Origin of the sequence: Bradyrhizobium sp. URHA0013, assembly GCF_000518345.1 — a bacterium.
Lineage (GTDB): Bacteria > Pseudomonadota > Alphaproteobacteria > Rhizobiales > Xanthobacteraceae > Bradyrhizobium.
On the sequence record NZ_KI912427.1, the window covers coordinates 854,970 to 872,504 of the forward strand.

A 17,535-nucleotide genomic window follows, 5' to 3' on the forward strand; every position below is an offset into this window, starting at 1 on the left:
CGCATGCGAGCATGTCTCGCTTGCGTATGCGCATGCCTTGCTTGAACGGCTCCGCACCTCGATTACGTCCGGGAGGATTGCAACGAATTGAGGAGCACAGGATGCGCATCTTTGTTGCGGGCGCGACCGGCGCGGTCGGCCAGTATCTTGTTCCGGCGCTGGTCGCCGCGGGTCATTCGGTGATCGGCACGACACGGAGTGCGGCAAAAACAGATCTTGTGCGGCGATTGGGTGCGGAGCCGATCGTCGCCGACGGCCTCGATGCCGACAGCATGCGCGCTGCGGTGATTGCGGCAAAGCCCGACGCCGTCATCCACCAGATGACAGATCTCGCGGCCGCCACGGACCTCCGGCATTTCGATCGGGCTTTCGCGCGAACCAACGAGCTCCGCACCCGCGGAACCGACATTCTGCTGAATGCCGCACGCGAGGCCGGCGGCAGGCGCTTCATCGCGCAAAGCTTCTGCGGCTGGACCTTCAGTCGCGCCGGGGGAACGGTGAAGACCGAGACCGATGAGCTGGACTCGAATCCGCCGCGAGAGCTGCGACGCACGCTTGAGGCAATCCGGTATCTGGAGCGAAGCGTCACCGCTTCGACGACGCCGCAGGGCATCGTGCTGCGCTATGGATTCTTCTATGGACCCGGCACGGGCACGCTCTCGCCGGCGATGATCGACCAGCTGCGCCACCGGCGTGTGCCGGTGATCGGCGATGGCGGCGGCACGTGGTCGTTCATTCACACCGAAGATGCCGCCTCTGCCACGCTCGCCGCGCTTGAATGCGGACGCGCCGGCAGCATCTACAATATCGTCGACGATCATCCGGCGCCGGTGAAGGATTGGTTGCCCGCGCTGGCCGAACTCCTTGGTGCCAAGCCGCCGCGTCACATCCCCGCCCGGCTCGGCCGCCTGCTTGCGGGCGAGCACATGGTTGCGATGATGACGGAGGTGCGCGGAGCATCCAACGCCAAGGCCAAGCGCGAGCTCGGCTGGCTGCCGGCGCATGCCTCCTGGCGCCACGGCTTTGCCGACGCAGCGCGGCAGCCCGCCAGCCACCGCACGGCGGCCTGACGCTTCAGGCCAGCTTCCGCGGCAGCCCGCCGCCCTTGGTGAAGGCGTCGATCGCCTCGACCATCTGGCCGTAATGGATGCGCAAGCCGTCCTCGGTGGCATAGCCGAGATGCGGCGTCAGCACGAGATTGTCGAGCTTGCGGAAGGGATGGTCCGTCGGCAGTGGCTCGACCGAGAACACGTCGATGCCGGCGCCTGCAATCCTCTTCTGCTGCAACGCCTCGAGCAGCGCCTGCTCGTCCACGATCGGCCCGCGCGCGGTGTTGACGAGGAAGGCCGTCGGTTTCATCCGCGCGAGATCGGCAGCCCCGACCAGCCCGCGCGAGCGCTCGCTCAACACCACATGGATGCTGACGATATCGGCCTTGGAGAACAGCTCCTCCTTGGTGGCGTAGCCGACGCCGGCGTCCTTGCACTTCTCCGGGGTCAGGTTCGGGCTCCAGGCGATCACGTTCATGCCGAACGCCTTCGCGATATCAGCCATCTTGCTGCCGAGCTTGCCGAGCCCGACGACGCCGAGCGTCAATCCCTCGATCTCGACGCCGGCAAAGGCCTGCCAAGGCTCGCCCGCATGCATGCGTGCGTTCTCGCGGCCGATGCCGCGGGTCAGTTCCAGGATCAAGCCCATGGTGAGGGGCGCAGTCGGATCGCGCGAATATTGCGTGCCGCCGATCGTGATGCCGCGCGCCTTGGCGGCCTCCATGTCGATCGAGGCGTTGCGCATGCCTGATGTCAGCAGCAGCTTCAGCTTCGGCAGGCTTTCGAGCAGGCTCTTCGGGAATGCGGTGCGCTCGCGCATCGCACAGACGATCTCGAAATCGGCCAGCGCGCTCGCCGCGGCCTGCTCGGAGGCGAAGGGGTGGCTGAACACGGTGACGTCGATCCGGTCAGACAGGCTTTGCCAATCGGCGACGTCGAGGGCGAGGTTGAAATAGTCGTCCAGAATTGCACAGCGCAGCCGCGTCATCAGCGTTCTTCCATGGCGAGAGGTGGAACCAGGCCATGGTTGCGCGCAATCAGGACCGTGCGCAAGCCGTTCGCGTCTTCAAAAATCCGACAGCTGATAAAGGCTCAGAGGTCGCGGGGCTTGAGCCGGAACGGCGCATTCATGCCGTGCTTGGCACGCCATGCGGGGCCGGGGCCGCGCATGTAGTGCAGTTCGGGCCGGTAGGGATTGAAAGCGGTGGCGAAGAAGCGCTTCCAGAAGCCCTTGATCTCCGAGGCAAATGCGGAGGCGCTGCCGGCTTCCGCCGGAACGGGAAGGGAATGGGTCTCGATCATGGCCATGACGCTGTCTCGCTATGCTCCCGTTCATTCTGAGCGGGTGGCGCTGTTTCCGCGCGAAAACGAGCTTTGGCCTGATTTATTAAAAGATGGTTTCAATTGTCCGGATCAGCGGCGGGATGGTGTCCGTCCCGTATTCATCCGTGGTGAACGGAGGGAAAACATTGCCCTTTGGGAGCGGGATCGCTACATCGGCGGCAAGCAAATTTCCTCAAATCGAAGGTTTTCGGGACCGATGGCGCGCCAGTTCATCTATTTCATGCAGGGCCTGACCAAGAGCTACCCGACCCGGAAGGTGCTCGATAACATCCATCTGAGCTTCTACCCGGACGCCAAGATCGGCGTGCTCGGTGTCAACGGCTCGGGCAAGTCGACGCTGCTCAAGATCATGGCCGGCCTCGACAAGGAGTACAACGGCGAGGCCTGGGTCGCCCAGGGCGCCCGCGTCGGCTATCTTGAGCAGGAGCCGCATCTCGATCCGGCACTCAGCGTGCGCGAGAACGTCATGCTGGGCGTTGCCAAGCAGAAGGCTATCCTCGATCGCTACAACGAGCTGGCGATGAACTACTCCGAGGAGACCGCCGACGAGATGACCAAGCTGCAGGACGAGATTGAGGCCCAGGGCCTCTGGGATCTCGACAGCAAGGTCGACCAGGCCATGGATGCGCTGCGCTGTCCGCCCGACGATGCCGACGTGTCGAAACTCTCCGGCGGTGAGCGCCGTCGCGTCGCACTGTGCAAGCTGCTGCTCGACCAGCCTGAGTTGTTGCTGCTGGACGAACCGACCAACCATCTCGACGCGGAATCGGTGTCGTGGCTGGAAGGCCATCTGCGCAACTATCCCGGCGCGATCCTGATCGTCACCCATGACCGCTACTTCCTCGACAACGTCACCAGCTGGATTCTCGAGCTCGATCGCGGCAAGGGCATTCCCTACGAGGGCAATTACTCGTCGTGGCTGCAGCAGAAACAGAAGCGGCTCGAGCAGGAGGGCCGCGAGGACGCTGCGCATCAGAAGACGCTGGCCCGCGAGCAGGAATGGATCGCGTCCTCCCCGAAAGCCCGCCAGGCCAAATCCAAGGCGCGCTATCAGCGCTATGACGAACTGCTGAAGCAGGCGAGCGAAAAGCAGACACAGACCGCGCAGATCACGATTCCGGTGGCCGAGCGCCTAGGTCAGAATGTGGTCGATTTCGAAGGGCTCAGCAAAGGTTTCGGCGATCGCATGCTGATCGACGATCTCACTTTCAAGCTGCCGCCCGGCGGTATCGTCGGCGTGATCGGCGCCAACGGCGCCGGCAAGACCACGCTGTTCAGGATGATCACCAAGCAGGAAGAGCCGGACAAGGGCACCATCACGGTCGGCGAGAGCGTTCATCTCGGTTACGTCGACCAATCGCGCGACGCGCTCGATGGCAGCAAGAACGTGTGGGAGGAGATCTCCGGCGGCAACGAGCTGATCCTGCTCGGCAAGAGGGAAGTCAATTCACGCGGCTATTGTTCGTCGTTCAACTTCAAGGGCGCCGACCAGCAGAAGAAAGTCGGCGCGCTCTCCGGCGGCGAACGCAACCGCGTGCACCTTGCGAAAATGCTGAAATCCGGCGCCAACGTTCTGCTGCTCGACGAGCCGACCAACGACCTCGACGTTGACACCCTGCGTGCGCTCGAAGAGGCGCTGGAGGATTTTGCCGGCTGCGCCGTCATCATCAGCCATGATCGCTGGTTCCTCGACCGTATCGCGACCCACATCCTGGCGTTCGAAGGTGACAGCCATGTCGAATGGTTCGAGGGCAACTTCCAGGACTACGAGAAGGACAAGATGCGCCGCCTCGGCCAGGACAGCATCATTCCACATCGCGTGAAGTACAAGAAGCTGACGCGGTGATCTCAGCATGATGCGGCGGGTGCTCATAGCTGCGGTGATCGCTATCACCTGCGGCCTGTCGCCCGCCCGCGCTGCCGACGCCGCTTTCACGCAGTTCATCGCCTCGCTGTGGCCGGAGGCGGAGACCGCCGGCGTATCGCGCGCGACGTTCGAACGAGAGACGCGCGGCCTCGAGCCGGATTACAAGCTGCCGGATCTGATCCTGCCGGGGCGGCCCGCGACCGGGGCGCCGTCGCAGGCCGAGTTCGTGCAGGTGCCGGCGGACTATGTCAGGGAAGCCTCGATCGCGCGGCTTGCGGGCGAGGGGCAGCGGCTGCTGCAAAAATATCGTCCGGCCCTGACCGAGATCGAGAAGAGCTCGGGCGTGCCGGCCACCGTCATGCTGGCGATCTGGGGCCGCGAGACCGACTACGGCCGCTACACACTGCCTTACGATCTCGTGCGCGTGCTGGCGACGCAGGCCTATGTCGGCCGCCGCAAGGACACCTATCGCAACGAATTCATCCTCTCGCTGAAAATTCTCGGTGACGGCGTGGTGACACGCAAGGACATGCGCTCGTCCTGGGCCGGCGCGACTGGGCTCACGCAATTCCTGCCGTCCGAATATTACAAGCACGGCGTCGATTTCGACCGCGACGGCCGCATCGACATCTGGCATTCGGTGCCGGATGCGCTGGCCTCCGCCGCGCAGCAGCTCGTCAACAAGGGCTGGCAGAGCGGCGTGCGCTGGGCTTACGAGGTGCAGGCACCGGCCAAGGTCGATTGCACCGCTGGCGTGCCCGAGGTGACGAAGCCGATCGGCCAGTGGCTGCGCGAAAGCTTTGTGCCGGTGCGTGGACAAAAGCTCACTGCCGCCGAGCAGGCCCAGCCGGCCTCGCTGCTGCAACCCGAAGGCATCTACGGCCCGTCCTTCCTGACCACGAAGAACTACTTCGTCATCAAGGAATACAATTTCTCCGATCTCTACGTGCTGTTCGTCGGCCATCTCGCCGACCGCATGACGAGCCCGCAACCGTTCGCGACGCCGTGGTCTGCCTCGAAGCAATTGCGAACCAGGGATGTCGAGGCGATGCAGCGCGGGCTCACGCGCGCGGGGCTCTACAAGGACAAGATCGACGGCAAGGCGGGCATGCAGACGCGCGCTGCGCTCGGCGCCTACCAGAAGTCCGCAGGCCTCAAGGTCGATTGCTGGCCGAGCGAAGAGGTGCTGCGCTCGATCCAGGCGGCGCCGTAGGCACAGGGCCAGCTAAAAGAAAAAAAGCCCGGCCGAGGTGCTCGGCCGGGCTTCGATCGCGGCGCTCATGTGCGCCATGCGATCAGATCAGTAGCAAACGCGAACCGGGCGGACGGTCCAGCCGTAGCCGTCCCAGTAGCGCTGGCGCTGCCAGTAGCAAGGCGGCGGCGGCGGGCCGGGCTCGGCCACGTAAACCGGTCCACCATAGGCGGGACGGCTCGATGCGATTGCGCCGCCGACGATCGCGCCGCCGATCAGGCCGGCTGCGATGCCGACGCCGACGCCGTCATGGGCCTGGGCGGATGGCGTAGCGGTCACCAGCGAACCGGCGATCGTCGCAACCGTGAGGGCGGCAACTAAAGTCTTCTTCATACTCTTGGCTCTCCTGAGAGATGGATGCTCCTTGTTAGGAGCGCCCGGGGTTCAAAGGTTCACGCAGACTCTGATGGAATTGGCCTTGCAGCTAGGAAGCGCGCAAATGGTCAATCCGCGGTAAACGCGCACGGAGCTGTGACGAGAAAAAGCGGTCTTTTTCAGGCCCCTAGATGAACGGCGCATCTGGAATGAACCGGCTTGGGGCGACTTCAGCCACAGACTCTGGCGCGGCGGACGCGCCAGGCATAACCGTCCCAGAAGCGCTGCTTCTGCCAGACGCAGCCGTTGCCGTAATAGTCGTCGGCGACGTAGCCCGGGCCCGGCGCGTAGTAGCGCGGCGGATAGTAGCCGGGGCCATATCCCCGACCATATGCGTAGCCGGGGCCAGGGCCGGGCCCGTAATAGTACGGAGAGGCCAGCGCCCCACCGACAATGGCGCCCCCGATGATTCCGGCTGCCACGCCCGCGGCAACGCCGCGTTGCGCCTGGGCTGGTGTAGCGGCGCTAAGGGCCACAGCGGCGACGGCAGCGATTGCCAGGAGCGACTTCTTCATTGACTGACCTTTCGAGCAAAACACGCGGGAACTCTTTGGGGGTAAAGTTCCATATTTCGATTGAATGATCAATGAACGGCACCTTTGCCGGGGGCGACCAATTAACATGGACCGCAGCTCTGCCAGGGAAAGGCGATGATGGGCAACGCGATGATAAATGCTTTGATCGCTGCCGGGATCGTCGTCGCGATCGGCTACGGCTGGATCACCCATCTCCAGAACCGCGGCCAGCGGCGCTCCCGCGCCGGGGCCAGCGGCAATAGTGGTGGCGACACCTCCGCGGGCACGAGCGACGGCTTCTCATTGGGGAGCTGGTTTTCCAGCGACAGTTCCGGCAGCGCGACCGACGGCGGCAGCTGTTCCAGCAGCGATGGCGGCAGTAGTGGCGGAGATTGCGGGGGCGGCGGCGATGGTGGAGGCGGCGGAGGCGACTAGATCCGCCGCAATCTTGATCCAGCGCAAAGACCTGTTTTAGAGCCGTTCTAGGCTGTTTGCGGGCTAGTTTGGAATAGCTTCAAATTCCGCTTTTTCCTTTTGCATCCGGCCGGCCCCTTAAATATCGATGATGGCGCATCACCAAAAGGGCCTGCCGCTTCCATGATCGTTTGTTCCTGTAACGTGCTGAGCGATGACGACATCCGCGCCGCCGTCGCCGAGTCCGACGACGCCGTGCGCCATGCCAAGCAGGTCTATGGATGTCTCGGCTGTAGCGCCGAATGCGGCCGCTGCGCTCGGACGATCAAGACCATTATCGATGAAGCGCTCGGCCCCTGTGCCTCGTCCTGCTGCTCCGGCTGTCCGCACAATCACACTGTGGCCGCCAATGACGAGACGGCCCAGCCGGCCGAGTTCGCCCTCGCGGCCTGCTGAAATCTTCCGCAACCCTGACTGAGCTTTTCCCGGCTGCGTCCCCGTAGCCGGTTGCCCCAGTCCTCAAACTCATTTAGAAGCGTTCTAAATTCGGTTTACGGCCGATTTGGACTGCAAGAGCTGGAGTGAACCATGCAGGGCGACGCAAAAGTTATCGACTATCTCAACAAGGCACTGCGTCACGAGCTGACTGCGATCAACCAGTACTGGCTGCACTACCGCTTCCTCGACAATTGGGGCCTTCGGGACATGTCCAAGGTCTGGCGCAAGGAGTCCATCGAGGAGATGGAGCACGCCGACAAGCTCACCGAGCGGATCCTGTTCTTCGACGGCTTCCCGAACATGCAGGTGCTCGATCCCTTGCGTATCGGCCAGAACGTCAAGGAGATCATCGAGTGCGATCTCGCCGCCGAGATGAGCGCGCGGGCGCTCTACCAGGAAGCGGCGACCTACTGCCACAGCGTCAAGGACTACGTCACGCGCGACCTGTTCGAGAAACTGATGAGCGACGAGGAGCACCACATCGACTTCCTCGAGACCCAGCTCGACCTGATCGGCCGCATCGGCCTCGAGCTCTATACCCAGAAGCACGTTGGCGGGCTCGAGGGCGAGGGGCACTAGTTTGGCGCGTTAGCGCTGCCACAAACTCCGTGCCGGTCTGATGCGCAATTGCGCGCCAGGCCGGGACGGCAGTCCACGACGCCAGCTACAACTGCGTCTTGTAGAGCTCTTCCACGATCTCCTGGCTCTGCGGCTCACCAAGGCCGGTCTGCTCGTGGACCACCTCGACGATGCTCGGCATTACCGAGCGCGGCACCTTCTCGGATGACCACAGCTTCGAGCGCATCAGGGCCTTGCCGCAGTGGAAATAGACTTCGCTGACGGCGACGTTCAGCACCGCGCGCGGCGACTTGCCAAACTCCACCATTGAGGCGAGCAGGTCCGGATCGGCCGACAGCGTACCGCGGCCGCCGACGCGCAGCGTCTCGTCGATGCCGGGGACGAAGAACAACAGATGCACGAAGCCCGAGCCCTCCACCACATTCCGAAAACTGTCGATCCGGTTGTTGCCGGAGCGATCAGGCATCAGCAACTGGTTGGGGCCGGCGACGTGGACGAAGCCAACGCCGCCGCCGCGTGGTGAGGCATCGACGCTGCCATCGGCTCCCGACGTCGCGAGCACACAAAACGGCGACATCTCGATGAATTTCTTCGCGTGCGCATCGATCGCGGGGCGCGCTTTCGCGATTACGCGCGGGCTCGGCTGGGCATAGATGGTAGCGAGGTCTTCGGCGCAAAGATCAGTCACGAAGGTCTCCCTGGTGGAATGTCTGAGAATATCATCTCCCGGCGCGATCGCTATCCCCCTCGTCACGCCGCCACGGCCAGTCGATCACGCCAGCGCAGTACAAAGCCCACCAGATCAGCACCGGCTGCAGCGCCAGTCGCGGCCCGTGATAGAGCCAGCTGTTGGGGATGGGTGGAAGGTCGATGCCCTCCAGGGCATGCTTGATGTTGGCCGGCCACACGCAAAGCGCATAGAGCGCGAGCGCAACGCCTGCCCACCAGCGCAGCGGCTTCGTCACCAGCGCAACCGCTCCTGCGATCTCGCAAACGCCAGTGATGAGGATCAACTGTGTTGCAAACGGAACCCAGGCCGGCGTGATCGCAAGCAGCTTGTCGGGGACCCGCAGATGCGCGATGCCGGCCACGATGTAAAACGCTGCCAGCACAAAGCGCATCACAGTGCGCGTTCTGTCGTTCGCAGGAGCCATCGGCCGAACTAGCACGCGCGGCGCCGAGGCGCTATCGCGCGCTACACCGCATCGGCCGGCACGAAGCAACTAATGATGACGGCGCCGCGGTGACGGACGTACCACACAACGGCCTGACCCACCGGATTGCCGCGGTCGCGGATGATGGCGTGCTCGGGCACCTCCATCCATTGTCCCTCGATCGGCACCCAATAGGCACCGCTGCGCACGTCGTACTCCGTGCGATGGCCGTCGGAGACATCACAGCAGGGCACGCCGTTCGGTGCGATCACGCTCTTGAACCAGGCGCGGATGTCGGGCGGGACGTGATCATATTGCCCGTTGTCGAACGCGAACGCGGCGCCCGTCAGTGCCGCGAGCCAAACGCACAGTGCGAGCCTGTGCATGCGATCCTCCTCATCGCGTGTCGTGCCGTTGGCGCGCGATTTTCCCACGCGTCGATTCGGACATCGACGCAATTAAGCCCGAGCCGTCAGCGTAATGCATGCTCAAATAATATGCGGGCTAGACGACCGTTGATGCGATGCAAAATCAGCGGCGCGCAGATTCGATCGTTTGCTGCGGCGCGGCTTGCAGAAATTGCTCGACCTGCTCGCTGTAGAATTTGGCGTTTCCGGTGGTGCCGTGGCCGCGCGTCTCGGTGCTTGCCGGGATGAGATACAGTTTGCTGTTCTTGACCCGCGTCATCGCAGCGTCCGTGATGCCGGTCTCAGGCGGATTGCGTTCGTCGTCGGCTGAATTGATCAGCAGCAGCGGCGCTTCGATGGCCCCCAGCTTCTCGCCGGCATTGTAGTCATGCGAGGACTCCCACTGGTAGACGAAGTCGTTGGCATCTGCCGTGATCGGCATGGCCAGCCGCTCGTCGACGATCTTGTCGGCCTTCGCCGCCGTCGGCGCCTGCGATTGATAGGCCAGCGTTCCACCGATGCTTGCAATGCCGTAGGCAGTGATGGCGTATTTCATCATGCGCGGCTGGCTGGTGTAATTGCCGCCGTTGTAGTCGGGGTCGCTGCGGATGGTGTCGAGCATGATCCGCCGCAGCATCCAGTTGCGCGACGCCATCTCGGTCGGCTGCGAGGCCATCGGGATCAGCGCGTCCATCGCCTTCGGATATTTCTCGCCCCACAGCCAGGTGTGCATGCCGCCCATCGAATTGCCGAAGACCAGCCGCAGATGCTTGACCCCGAGCCCTTCCGTCACCAGGCGATACTGAGCTTCGACCATGTCGTCGTAATCGTATTTCGGGAAGCTCGTCTTCATCCCGTCGGACGGTTTTGACGATTTGCCATGGCCGATATTGTCGGGGATGATGATGTAATATTTGGAGGCATCCAGTGGCTGCCCCGCGCCGAACAGCTCGCCGCCGAAGGCGGGCGACAGCATGCTCGCGCCTGAGCCGCCGGTGCCGTGCAGCACCAGGACCGGCTGGCCGCTCGGCTCACCCACGGTGGTGTAGTGCAGCTTCAGCTCCGGCATGGTCTCGCCAGTGTGGAACTTGAAATCCCTGGCGACCCAGTCGCCCTGTTTCGGCGCCGGATAATCGGCCGCCCATGCGGATGTCGAGATGGCCGCCAACGAGACGGACAACAGGATGGCTGACAGCGCCGAGCAAGAAGCTTTCATGTCTATTTCCCCCGTGCGGCTCTGGTCGGCGGCCGCGTTGCGGCGGAACTTAGCAGAACTGTCCGGAAGGATGTAGGATTTCGTTTTCGCCGGTCGTCCTTGAGGGAAAGGTCAGGAGAGAATGCATGTGCCGCAACATCAAGACGCTGTTCAACTTCGAGCCGGAGGCGACGGAGGATGAGATCCACGCCAGCGCGCTCCAGTTCGTTCGAAAACTGTCCGGCTTCAACAAGCCGTCGCAGGCCAACGAGGCGGCCTTCGACCGTGCGGTGGCGGAGGTCTCGGAGGCTGCGCGAAAACTTCTGACGTCGCTGCACACCCATGCCCCGGCACGCGACCGTGAGGTCGAGGCGGAAAAGGCCAAGGAACGTTCGCGGCTGCGGTTCGGTTAGGCGGCTCGCGCGTCCGTTCCGTGACCTGGCTCACGGTGAAAACGGTCTCGACGCGCGATGATGTTCGCCGGGCTTTTGACACGCCGGAGCACTACCATGACCCGCCCCCTTCTTCCGCTGAAAGCAGGTGCCATCGTTTTCACGCTGCTGTGGACCGCGTGGATGACGTGGTGGAGCGGCTCGTTCTCGAGCGCGAACGTCGTGATCCTGGCCTTGTGCGGCGCAGCGGTCGGCTATCTCTGGTACCGCGCCATGCGCTGGCAGTTCGAGCGCATGGGCATGCTGCCGCGACGCGAGAATGGGACGAAATAGATTCGCCTGTCAGTCCTTCTGGCCGCGCTTCTTCTTTTTCTTCTTTTTCCTGTGATCGCCTTCGCTGTCCTCGTCTTCGTCACCGAGGGGCGCGTCGTCGGTCTCCTGCACGGCGGCTTCCAGCGCCTCGCGCTCGGCAGCTTCATGCTCCCGCTGGCGGCGGCGCTCGTCCCAGGCGTCGAACAGCTGATCGAGCCACGGCAGCACCTGCTCGATCGACGGCAATGGGCCGGGCGGCCCGGCCTCGCCGCGCGGGCCTTGCGGCCCCGCCGGCCCTTGCGGTCCGACAGGTCCCGGTGCACCGGCCGCCCCGCGCGGGCCGGCTTCGCCCTGCTTGCCTTGCGGACCGGGCTTGCCCAGCGGTCCGGGCTTTCCGATCGGCCCCGGCTTGCCCTGAGGTCCTGGCTTGCCGCGCGCGCCATCCGGCCCGCGCTTGCCCGGATGACCCTGCGGTCCCGGCCGCCCCGGTTCGCCCTGCCGTCCGCGCGGTCCCTGAGGTCCCTGCCGTTTTTGTTCGTCTGCCACGCCGCTGCTCCCTCGACCGGAAGCAAGCTAATTAGCGGCGTTTGACGACAGCGGCAATTCCGCCCGGGCCCGCGCCTGCGCATGATCAACACCAATCGGCCGCACGTCGCGCGCTAGTCGTGATAGGCCGGCACCTCGATGCCGGACGCGGCATAGAGCCTGATCTTGTTGCGCAGCGTGCGCACCGAGAGGCCGAGCACGCGCGAGGCGCGCGTGCGATTGCCGTCGCAGCGCGCGAGCGTCTGCAGCACGAGCTCACGCTCGACCTCGTCGACGGTGGCGCCGATCAGCAGCGGAACGATCTGGTTCGGTGAAAGGACATACGCGCCCGGTTCGGACGCAGCGACATGAACAGTGGTCATCGACACACTCCCCGATCAACGCCCGCTTCCGTCTTTGGAAGCGGATCGAGAACAAACGACCCCCAAGCCGTAGATCTACGGTGGGCGGGTTTGGTTAACGAAAGGTTAACCGCAGGCGATCGCACGAATTGACCTTGGGAATGCCGCCGCACCGCCGCGATTGGCACGGATTGCATATTCCTGCGAGCATACCCTGCGTTACGGAGCGGGCATCACCCCGCTCACACCGTCTGGTATCCGCCGTCCACCATTACGATCGTTCCCGTGACGTAGGACGACATGTCCGACGCAAGGAAGATCGCGGGACCCACGATGTCCTCGGGCTTGCCGGTGCGCGCCAGCGGGGTGTGATCGACGAAGGCCTGCACCAGCGCCGGATTGGTCGCGCGCACATTGGCGTTGATATTGGTCTCGATGAAGCCCGGCCCGATCGCATTGACGCGCACGCCCTCCTTGCCGAGCTCGACCGCGAGCGCCTTGGTGAAGCCGAGCACGCCGTGCTTCGAGGTGGTGTAGGCCGCCGAGCTCGGCGTGCGCAGATGCACGAAGGACTGGATCGAGCCGATATTGACGATGCGGCCCTTGGCTGCGCGCAAGGGGCTGAGGAACGCCTGCGTCATGTTGAAGACGCCGTTGAGGTTGAGCGAGATGATGTCGTTCCAGTCCTTCGCCACTGTCTCCGGCTCCGCGGTGAAGGCGTTGCGGCGGGTGATGCCGGCATTGTTGACGAGGATCGAGACCTGCCCGACCTTGTCGGCGACTTGCTTGGCGAGCGCAAAGCAGTCGTCGCGCTTGGTCACGTCGAGCGCAAAGCTCTCGGCCTTGCCGCCGGACTTGCGGATATCCACGGCGGCTTCCGCGACCGTGTCGGCGTTGACGTCGAGCAACACCACTTGCGCGCCCTCGCGGGCGTAGCCGGAAGCGATCGCCCGGCCGATGCCGGATCCGGCGCCCGTGATAACGGCGATATGGTTTTGGAGGAGAGGCATGGGCGTTTCCTTGGCTGGGTTTTCAACGTTGCCGGCAAGACTAGTTGAAAACGGAAGCGGCAGAAACGCCATGCCGCGCTGACGCCTTATGCAATCGGGCGTCGCGGTGACTTCCGGTGGACGTGGCAAAGATGCCACGGCACGGCACGAACATCGCCAGTTCGTTCTTGTCTGATCCGCCGTCGCTTGGGTCCAAGAAGTTTGGCGCCGTCAGCGTCACATCTGTCTCGAATATTTGGGGCGGCGGCGATTCCGCGCGGACGGGGTATTGGGCATGAAGAAATTGAGGGGCGGAAGCGCGGCTCTGGTCGCGTTCGTAGCGACGGTGCCTGCCTTGGCGGCGGATATCGGGGGCGCGCCGACGTACAAGGTCCCATCGGCGGTCACGTCACTCTGGGGCGGATTTTATGCGGGTCTTGGGCTTGGTTTCCGTGGTTCGCGCACGGACGCCACGGCGACATCGGAGACGGTCGCCGGCGCCCCGCAAAATCTGGCGGACGGCCGGCCGACAAGCGCGTCCTTCGACGGGCTGGGCTTCCGCACCAGTGCCTTTACCGGCTACAGCTGGCAATTGGCGCCGCAATGGATTGCGGGCCTCGAAGGCGATGTCGGCTTCGCCGATCAGTCCACCACGCGCCAGTCGCTGGCCTTCTCCCCCGGCTTCGTCCGCTTCGCCTTGCCGCCCGACAGCCTGACCGTAAAGACCGAGTGGGACGCCAGCCTGCGTGCCCGTCTCGGCTTCCTGCTCACACCTGCCACGCTGGCCTATGCGACCGGTGGCATCGCCTGGCAGCGTAGCTACATCAATTCGAACTGCGCCAACTGTCCCGGCTTTACATTTTCGCCCGCCGTGATTTCCGCATCGTCTATCCAGGTTGGTTGGACCGTCGGTGGCGGCATCGAGACCGCGCTGGGCGGCAATTGGTTTGCACGCGCCGAATATCGCTACGCCGATTTTGGCGCTACACCGTTCACCATTGCTCGGACCGCCGTGCCCGCTTCGGGCTTCAATTCGACCGCGGACAAATTTGATCTCAAGATCCAGACTCACGCCGCCTCGTTCGGCCTGGCCTACAAGTTCGGCGACCCGATCGTGGCAGGAGCGCAGGCAGCGATGATCACCAAGGCAGCGCCGATCGCGATGTCATGGACCGGCCCGTATCTCGGTCTTGGACTCGGCGTCCGCGCGCAGCAGGTGGATACGGCGGCAACGTCGGAACTGTTTGGCGTTGCACTGATCCCGCTCGAGAAGAACACCGTGCCGTTCAACGGCACCGCCTTCCGCGCCAGTCCCTATGCCGGCGTCAACTGGCAATTCGCGCCCAAATGGGTCGCCGGCATCGAAGGCGACGCCGGCTTTGCCGACCGGACCGTCACGCTGAGCGGATATCCGGTGTCGCCGGCGTTCGGCACCTTCCACGAGAGCGCCGATTCCCTTGGGGTGAAGTCAACATGGGACGCGAACCTGCGCGCGCGTCTCGGCTTCCTGGTGACGCCAGCGACGCTGCTATTCGCGAGCGGCGGTGCGGCGTGGCAGCATGACGAGGTGATCTCGACCTGCGGGAGCGCGCCCTGCCGGACCTTGTTTAATTTATCTCCGTCCGTGATAGCGAACTCCACGACGAAACTGGGCTGGACCCTCGGCGGTGGCCTGGAGACGGCGCTGGGCCATCACTGGCTGGCGCGCGCCGAATACCGCTTCGCCGATTTCGGCACGTCGACTTACGCAATCGGCCGAACGTCGCACTTCGCGCCCAGCAACACCGTCGATACTTTCGATGTCACACTGCGCACCCACGTTGCGACTTTCGGTCTCGCGTATCAGTTCAACTGATCCGTGCCGGGTCTGGCGGCCCATCCGGCGGGGGCGTAACGACCGCGATGCGGTCTGCACGCAGCTGTGACAATTTCCTTCAGGATTCGTTTCGAAGTTTCATGAAAGGCTAACTCGAAATTAAGGGGTCGGAAACGGCGGCCTTGGCATACTGGTCTTGATTGCTAAACGTTGCGGGCATGATGGAACGCCTCGAATCCTGGAAACTCGCACTCGAACGCCTGCGGTCGGCGGACGGCGCCGATTGGGCCGAGGCCGGACGGCTCGTGACCGAGATCACGCGGATGAGCACCGATACCATGCTGCGTCAGTCCGCCGAGCAGGCGCTTCCGGTGCTGCGCCAGGCCGTGGACAATGACGATCACAGCGTCACGCTGGCGGCCCGGCGCCGTCTCGGCGTGGTGCTCGATGTCGTTCACGACCTGACCGCGCCGCGCTTCGGCCGCCGCAATGCCGCGCCGAAAAAATTGTCCAGCGAGGATCGCGCCCGCAAGGTGCTCGGCCTGCCGCTCGCGGTGCAGCTCACCTGCGAGGACATCAACCAGGCCTATCGCCGCGCCGCCAAGGGCATGCACCCCGACCGGGGCGGCAGCGCGCAGGCGTTCATCGACCTCGCCGCCGCGCGCGACCTCCTGATCCATCCCCGCGCCTACAAGGACGCGTGAGGGCTCAGCTCTTGTTCACGCAGCTTGGATAGGGCGCGGCTTCGCCGGCCAAAATCGGGCAGAGCTCGATCGGGCTGAGCGCGCGCAAACGCGCCTGCCAGCGGTCCTCGTTCACCGGCGGTTCGTCGCTTTCGGGGCCGCGCTCGGCCCACTGGATTGTGTAGTAGTCGGTCGTACCCTTCAGCGTGACCAGGAGCGCGGTCTCGCTGTGCCGGGTCGGGCCGCTGTCGACGCGGCCGCAGCCGATCACGGCGACGAAACCTTCGAAGCGGCCGAACGCGGTGGCGCCAAGCGACCTTGCCGCGAAGCTGTCGGGGCAGGCGGATTTGAAACCGCCTGCGATCGAGCCCGCGAACTTCTCCGGCGATGAACCGGGAGTGAGCGTCATGCCCTTCTCGCCGGTCACGGTGATCATCTCGGTCCAGCGTTCGGGCGTCTCGCCCTTCAGCACGGCCTCGCGGATGTAGTGGCCGCCCTTGGTGTTCTCGAACACCGCGGAAAAATTCGAAGGCATCGCGAAGCTGACCAACTGGCCGAACACCGGCGAGATCACGCGGAAGGATTGCGGGGCCTGTGCGTTCGCTGTTGCGGCGAGAAGCAGCGATGCGGCCAGAACCGTGGCTGTCGTCGGCGCGCGCATCGATTGGCTCCAAAGCCAGGAGGTGAAAAAACAAGCGGGCAAAAACAAGCGGGCAAGGATGCTGGTTGGCGCGGGACGCTTATGGGGGCGCCCCCGGACAAGATGTGAGTAGGTCCGCCAACGGGCCAGGTTCAAAGCACGTGCGCGGAAAATGCGCGGTGTCGGCCGAAAAACCAATGGCGCGTCCAAAAAGAAAAGGACGGACCGCTCGCGCGATCCGCCCCTTGAAATCCGATCTGTCGCCTCCCGCCTAGAGCGTGCAGCGGCGCTCCGCGCGCAGCTTGATCTGGAGCTCCGAGGCGGCCGTGAAAGTCGGGAGCGGCTTGCTGACGACCTTGTAGGTCGACACGCCCCACTGGAACGGCTTGTACTTCAGGTCCTCGTTCCAGACCTGGCAGATGCCGGTGTTGTCCCAGCGGATCACGTAATAGCCGACCGCCGCAGAGGCCGGCACGGCGAACACGGAGGTGGCGATGCCGGCAACGGCACAGAGGGCGAGAACGCGACGCATGAAATATCTCCTGATGGGAACGTGAGAGGAAACTGGTGCGGCAAAATGGTGCGGCTGGCAAGCGGGGCGGCGACCGTTCACGGATATGTCAGCCGTTCGCCGGCTGTTCGAACGATCCTTATCCCTTGACTATCGCCTGACGAGCACACGTCTACCCCTTGGCCAGCGACGCCACCGCCTCGATCTCGATCAGCATCTTCGGATCGGGCAGTGCGTGGACCACGCAGGTGGTGCGGGCGGGGTAGGGCGGCGGGCCGAAGGCGCCGGCATAGAGCGCGTTCATGGCGGCCACGTCGGAGGCTCGGGTCCGCAGCACGTTGACCTTGACGAGATCGCGGATCTCGGCGCCGGCCTCCGCCAGCACGCGCTTGATGTTGACGACGACGTTGGCGAACTGCGCGTCGAAGCCGTCAGGCAGCGCGCCGGTCGCGTCGAAGCCGGGAATGCCGGAGACGAACAGGAGATCGCCGGCGCGCGTGGCAAAGGACAGCGGCGGCGCCTTGACATGCGGCGGGGGCGCGAAATGCTGGATCGGCATGGGATCACCTCGGATGGACGGCTGGACGTGCCAGCGTAGCGACAGGTCGGGGCGCCTCCAACAAAAAACGCGAAAACAACCCCATGCACAGTAGGCA

At 64.2% G+C, this 17,535-nt stretch carries 24 protein-coding genes; 10 read left to right on the forward strand and 14 right to left on the reverse strand.

The genetic code is table 11. The features are described 5' to 3' along the window. The first annotated feature begins 101 nt into the window (after window positions 1-101). Complete coding sequence (locus N551_RS0133440) at window positions 102-1,070, forward strand: NAD(P)-dependent oxidoreductase (protein ID WP_027570621.1); 969 nt, start codon at window positions 102-104, stop codon at window positions 1,068-1,070. Window positions 1,071-1,074: 4 nt separating this feature from the next. On the opposite strand, the gene N551_RS0133445 is transcribed toward N551_RS0133440, so the two are convergent. Together N551_RS0133445 and N551_RS0133450 are read right to left on the reverse strand one after the other, a co-directional pair. Beyond that, a complete protein-coding gene (locus tag N551_RS0133445) occupies window positions 1,075-2,037 on the reverse strand; it encodes a D-2-hydroxyacid dehydrogenase family protein (protein WP_027570622.1) in 963 nt (320 codons plus the stop codon). A 104-nt stretch (window positions 2,038-2,141) separates the two neighbouring features. Then, window positions 2,142-2,357, reverse strand: coding sequence for a hypothetical protein (locus tag N551_RS0133450; protein WP_027519710.1), 216 nt, complete (start codon window positions 2,355-2,357; stop codon window positions 2,142-2,144). Between the two features lie 232 nt (window positions 2,358-2,589). On the opposite strand from N551_RS0133450, the gene ettA reads away from it, so the two are divergent. Both ettA and N551_RS0133460 read left to right on the forward strand, forming a co-directional pair. Next, window positions 2,590-4,239 carry an energy-dependent translational throttle protein EttA gene (ettA, locus tag N551_RS0133455; protein WP_007600707.1) on the forward strand — a complete coding sequence of 550 codons (1,650 nt, stop codon included), beginning with the start codon at window positions 2,590-2,592 and terminating at the stop codon, window positions 4,237-4,239. A 7-nt stretch (window positions 4,240-4,246) separates the two neighbouring features. Then, window positions 4,247-5,473 carry a lytic murein transglycosylase gene (locus N551_RS0133460; RefSeq protein ID WP_027570623.1) on the forward strand — a complete coding sequence of 409 codons (1,227 nt, stop codon included), beginning with the start codon at window positions 4,247-4,249 and terminating at the stop codon, window positions 5,471-5,473. 87 nt (window positions 5,474-5,560) lie between these two features. Here the strand turns inward: N551_RS0133460 and N551_RS0133465 are convergent, their stop codons facing one another. Beyond that, window positions 5,561-5,845 (reverse strand): hypothetical protein, encoded by a 285-nt coding sequence (locus N551_RS0133465; protein ID WP_007613695.1) that lies wholly within the window; start codon window positions 5,843-5,845, stop codon window positions 5,561-5,563. Between the two features lie 212 nt (window positions 5,846-6,057). Further along, complete coding sequence (locus N551_RS0133470; RefSeq protein WP_027570624.1) at window positions 6,058-6,402, reverse strand: hypothetical protein; 345 nt, start codon at window positions 6,400-6,402, stop codon at window positions 6,058-6,060. Between the two features lie 135 nt (window positions 6,403-6,537). Here N551_RS0133470 and N551_RS0133475 point away from each other — a divergent pair, with 135 nt between their 5' ends. From N551_RS0133475 to bfr, 3 genes are all read left to right on the forward strand, one after another. Then, window positions 6,538-6,837: a hypothetical protein gene (locus N551_RS0133475; RefSeq protein WP_027570625.1), complete on the forward strand. Its 300-nt coding sequence runs from the start codon at window positions 6,538-6,540 to the stop codon at window positions 6,835-6,837. A 162-nt stretch (window positions 6,838-6,999) separates the two neighbouring features. Beyond that, window positions 7,000-7,272: a bacterioferritin-associated ferredoxin gene (locus tag N551_RS0133480; protein ID WP_027570626.1), complete on the forward strand. Its 273-nt coding sequence runs from the start codon at window positions 7,000-7,002 to the stop codon at window positions 7,270-7,272. 132 nt (window positions 7,273-7,404) lie between these two features. Beyond that, window positions 7,405-7,893, forward strand: a complete 489-nt coding sequence (gene bfr, locus N551_RS0133485) for a bacterioferritin (protein WP_007600720.1) — start codon at window positions 7,405-7,407, stop codon at window positions 7,891-7,893. Between the two features lie 85 nt (window positions 7,894-7,978). On the opposite strand, the gene N551_RS0133490 is transcribed toward bfr, so the two are convergent. The 4 genes from N551_RS0133490 to N551_RS0133505 all read right to left on the reverse strand — a co-directional run bounded on the left by N551_RS0133490 (window position 7,979) and on the right by N551_RS0133505 (window position 10,670). Then, complete coding sequence (locus tag N551_RS0133490; RefSeq protein WP_027570627.1) at window positions 7,979-8,581, reverse strand: MSMEG_1061 family FMN-dependent PPOX-type flavoprotein; 603 nt, start codon at window positions 8,579-8,581, stop codon at window positions 7,979-7,981. A 31-nt stretch (window positions 8,582-8,612) separates the two neighbouring features. Further along, complete coding sequence (locus tag N551_RS0133495; RefSeq protein WP_371180160.1) at window positions 8,613-9,014, reverse strand: DoxX family protein; 402 nt, start codon at window positions 9,012-9,014, stop codon at window positions 8,613-8,615. A gap of 74 nt (window positions 9,015-9,088) precedes the next feature. Further along, window positions 9,089-9,433, reverse strand: coding sequence for a hypothetical protein (locus N551_RS0133500; RefSeq protein WP_027570629.1), 345 nt, complete (start codon window positions 9,431-9,433; stop codon window positions 9,089-9,091). Between the two features lie 145 nt (window positions 9,434-9,578). Next, the gene (locus N551_RS0133505; protein WP_027570630.1) at window positions 9,579-10,670 is read right to left on the reverse strand and encodes an alpha/beta fold hydrolase; all 1,092 of its coding nucleotides are present in this window, start codon (window positions 10,668-10,670) and stop codon (window positions 9,579-9,581) included. A gap of 125 nt (window positions 10,671-10,795) precedes the next feature. On the opposite strand from N551_RS0133505, the gene N551_RS0133510 reads away from it, so the two are divergent. Both N551_RS0133510 and N551_RS0133515 read left to right on the forward strand, forming a co-directional pair. Continuing rightward, window positions 10,796-11,062: a DUF2277 domain-containing protein gene (locus N551_RS0133510; RefSeq protein WP_018454139.1), complete on the forward strand. Its 267-nt coding sequence runs from the start codon at window positions 10,796-10,798 to the stop codon at window positions 11,060-11,062. A gap of 96 nt (window positions 11,063-11,158) precedes the next feature. Further along, the gene (locus N551_RS0133515; protein WP_027519699.1) at window positions 11,159-11,374 is read left to right on the forward strand and encodes a hypothetical protein; all 216 of its coding nucleotides are present in this window, start codon (window positions 11,159-11,161) and stop codon (window positions 11,372-11,374) included. 9 nt (window positions 11,375-11,383) lie between these two features. Here N551_RS0133515 and N551_RS0133520 read toward each other — a convergent pair whose 3' ends face one another. From N551_RS0133520 to N551_RS0133530, 3 genes are all read right to left on the reverse strand, one after another. Beyond that, window positions 11,384-11,899 carry a collagen-like protein gene (locus N551_RS0133520; protein ID WP_027570631.1) on the reverse strand — a complete coding sequence of 172 codons (516 nt, stop codon included), beginning with the start codon at window positions 11,897-11,899 and terminating at the stop codon, window positions 11,384-11,386. Window positions 11,900-12,012: 113 nt separating this feature from the next. Beyond that, window positions 12,013-12,261, reverse strand: coding sequence for a helix-turn-helix domain-containing protein (locus N551_RS0133525; RefSeq protein ID WP_018454141.1), 249 nt, complete (start codon window positions 12,259-12,261; stop codon window positions 12,013-12,015). Window positions 12,262-12,482: 221 nt separating this feature from the next. Further along, complete coding sequence (locus N551_RS0133530) at window positions 12,483-13,250, reverse strand: SDR family NAD(P)-dependent oxidoreductase (RefSeq protein ID WP_027570632.1); 768 nt, start codon at window positions 13,248-13,250, stop codon at window positions 12,483-12,485. Window positions 13,251-13,524: 274 nt separating this feature from the next. On the opposite strand from N551_RS0133530, the gene N551_RS0133535 reads away from it, so the two are divergent. Together N551_RS0133535 and N551_RS0133540 are read left to right on the forward strand one after the other, a co-directional pair. Continuing rightward, window positions 13,525-15,084 carry an outer membrane protein gene (locus tag N551_RS0133535; RefSeq protein ID WP_027570633.1) on the forward strand — a complete coding sequence of 520 codons (1,560 nt, stop codon included), beginning with the start codon at window positions 13,525-13,527 and terminating at the stop codon, window positions 15,082-15,084. Between the two features lie 179 nt (window positions 15,085-15,263). Next, window positions 15,264-15,749, forward strand: coding sequence for a molecular chaperone DnaJ (locus N551_RS0133540; RefSeq protein ID WP_027570634.1), 486 nt, complete (start codon window positions 15,264-15,266; stop codon window positions 15,747-15,749). Between the two features lie 4 nt (window positions 15,750-15,753). Here the strand turns inward: N551_RS0133540 and N551_RS0133545 are convergent, their stop codons facing one another. From N551_RS0133545 to N551_RS0133555, 3 genes are all read right to left on the reverse strand, one after another. Then, entirely contained in the window at window positions 15,754-16,389 is a 636-nt protein-coding gene (locus N551_RS0133545) for a hypothetical protein (RefSeq protein WP_027570635.1), read from the reverse strand. 250 nt (window positions 16,390-16,639) lie between these two features. Continuing rightward, the gene (locus tag N551_RS39120) at window positions 16,640-16,900 is read right to left on the reverse strand and encodes a hypothetical protein (RefSeq protein ID WP_007613673.1); all 261 of its coding nucleotides are present in this window, start codon (window positions 16,898-16,900) and stop codon (window positions 16,640-16,642) included. Window positions 16,901-17,051: 151 nt separating this feature from the next. Continuing rightward, window positions 17,052-17,438 carry a RidA family protein gene (locus tag N551_RS0133555; RefSeq protein WP_027570636.1) on the reverse strand — a complete coding sequence of 129 codons (387 nt, stop codon included), beginning with the start codon at window positions 17,436-17,438 and terminating at the stop codon, window positions 17,052-17,054. Window positions 17,439-17,535 lie beyond the last annotated feature (97 nt).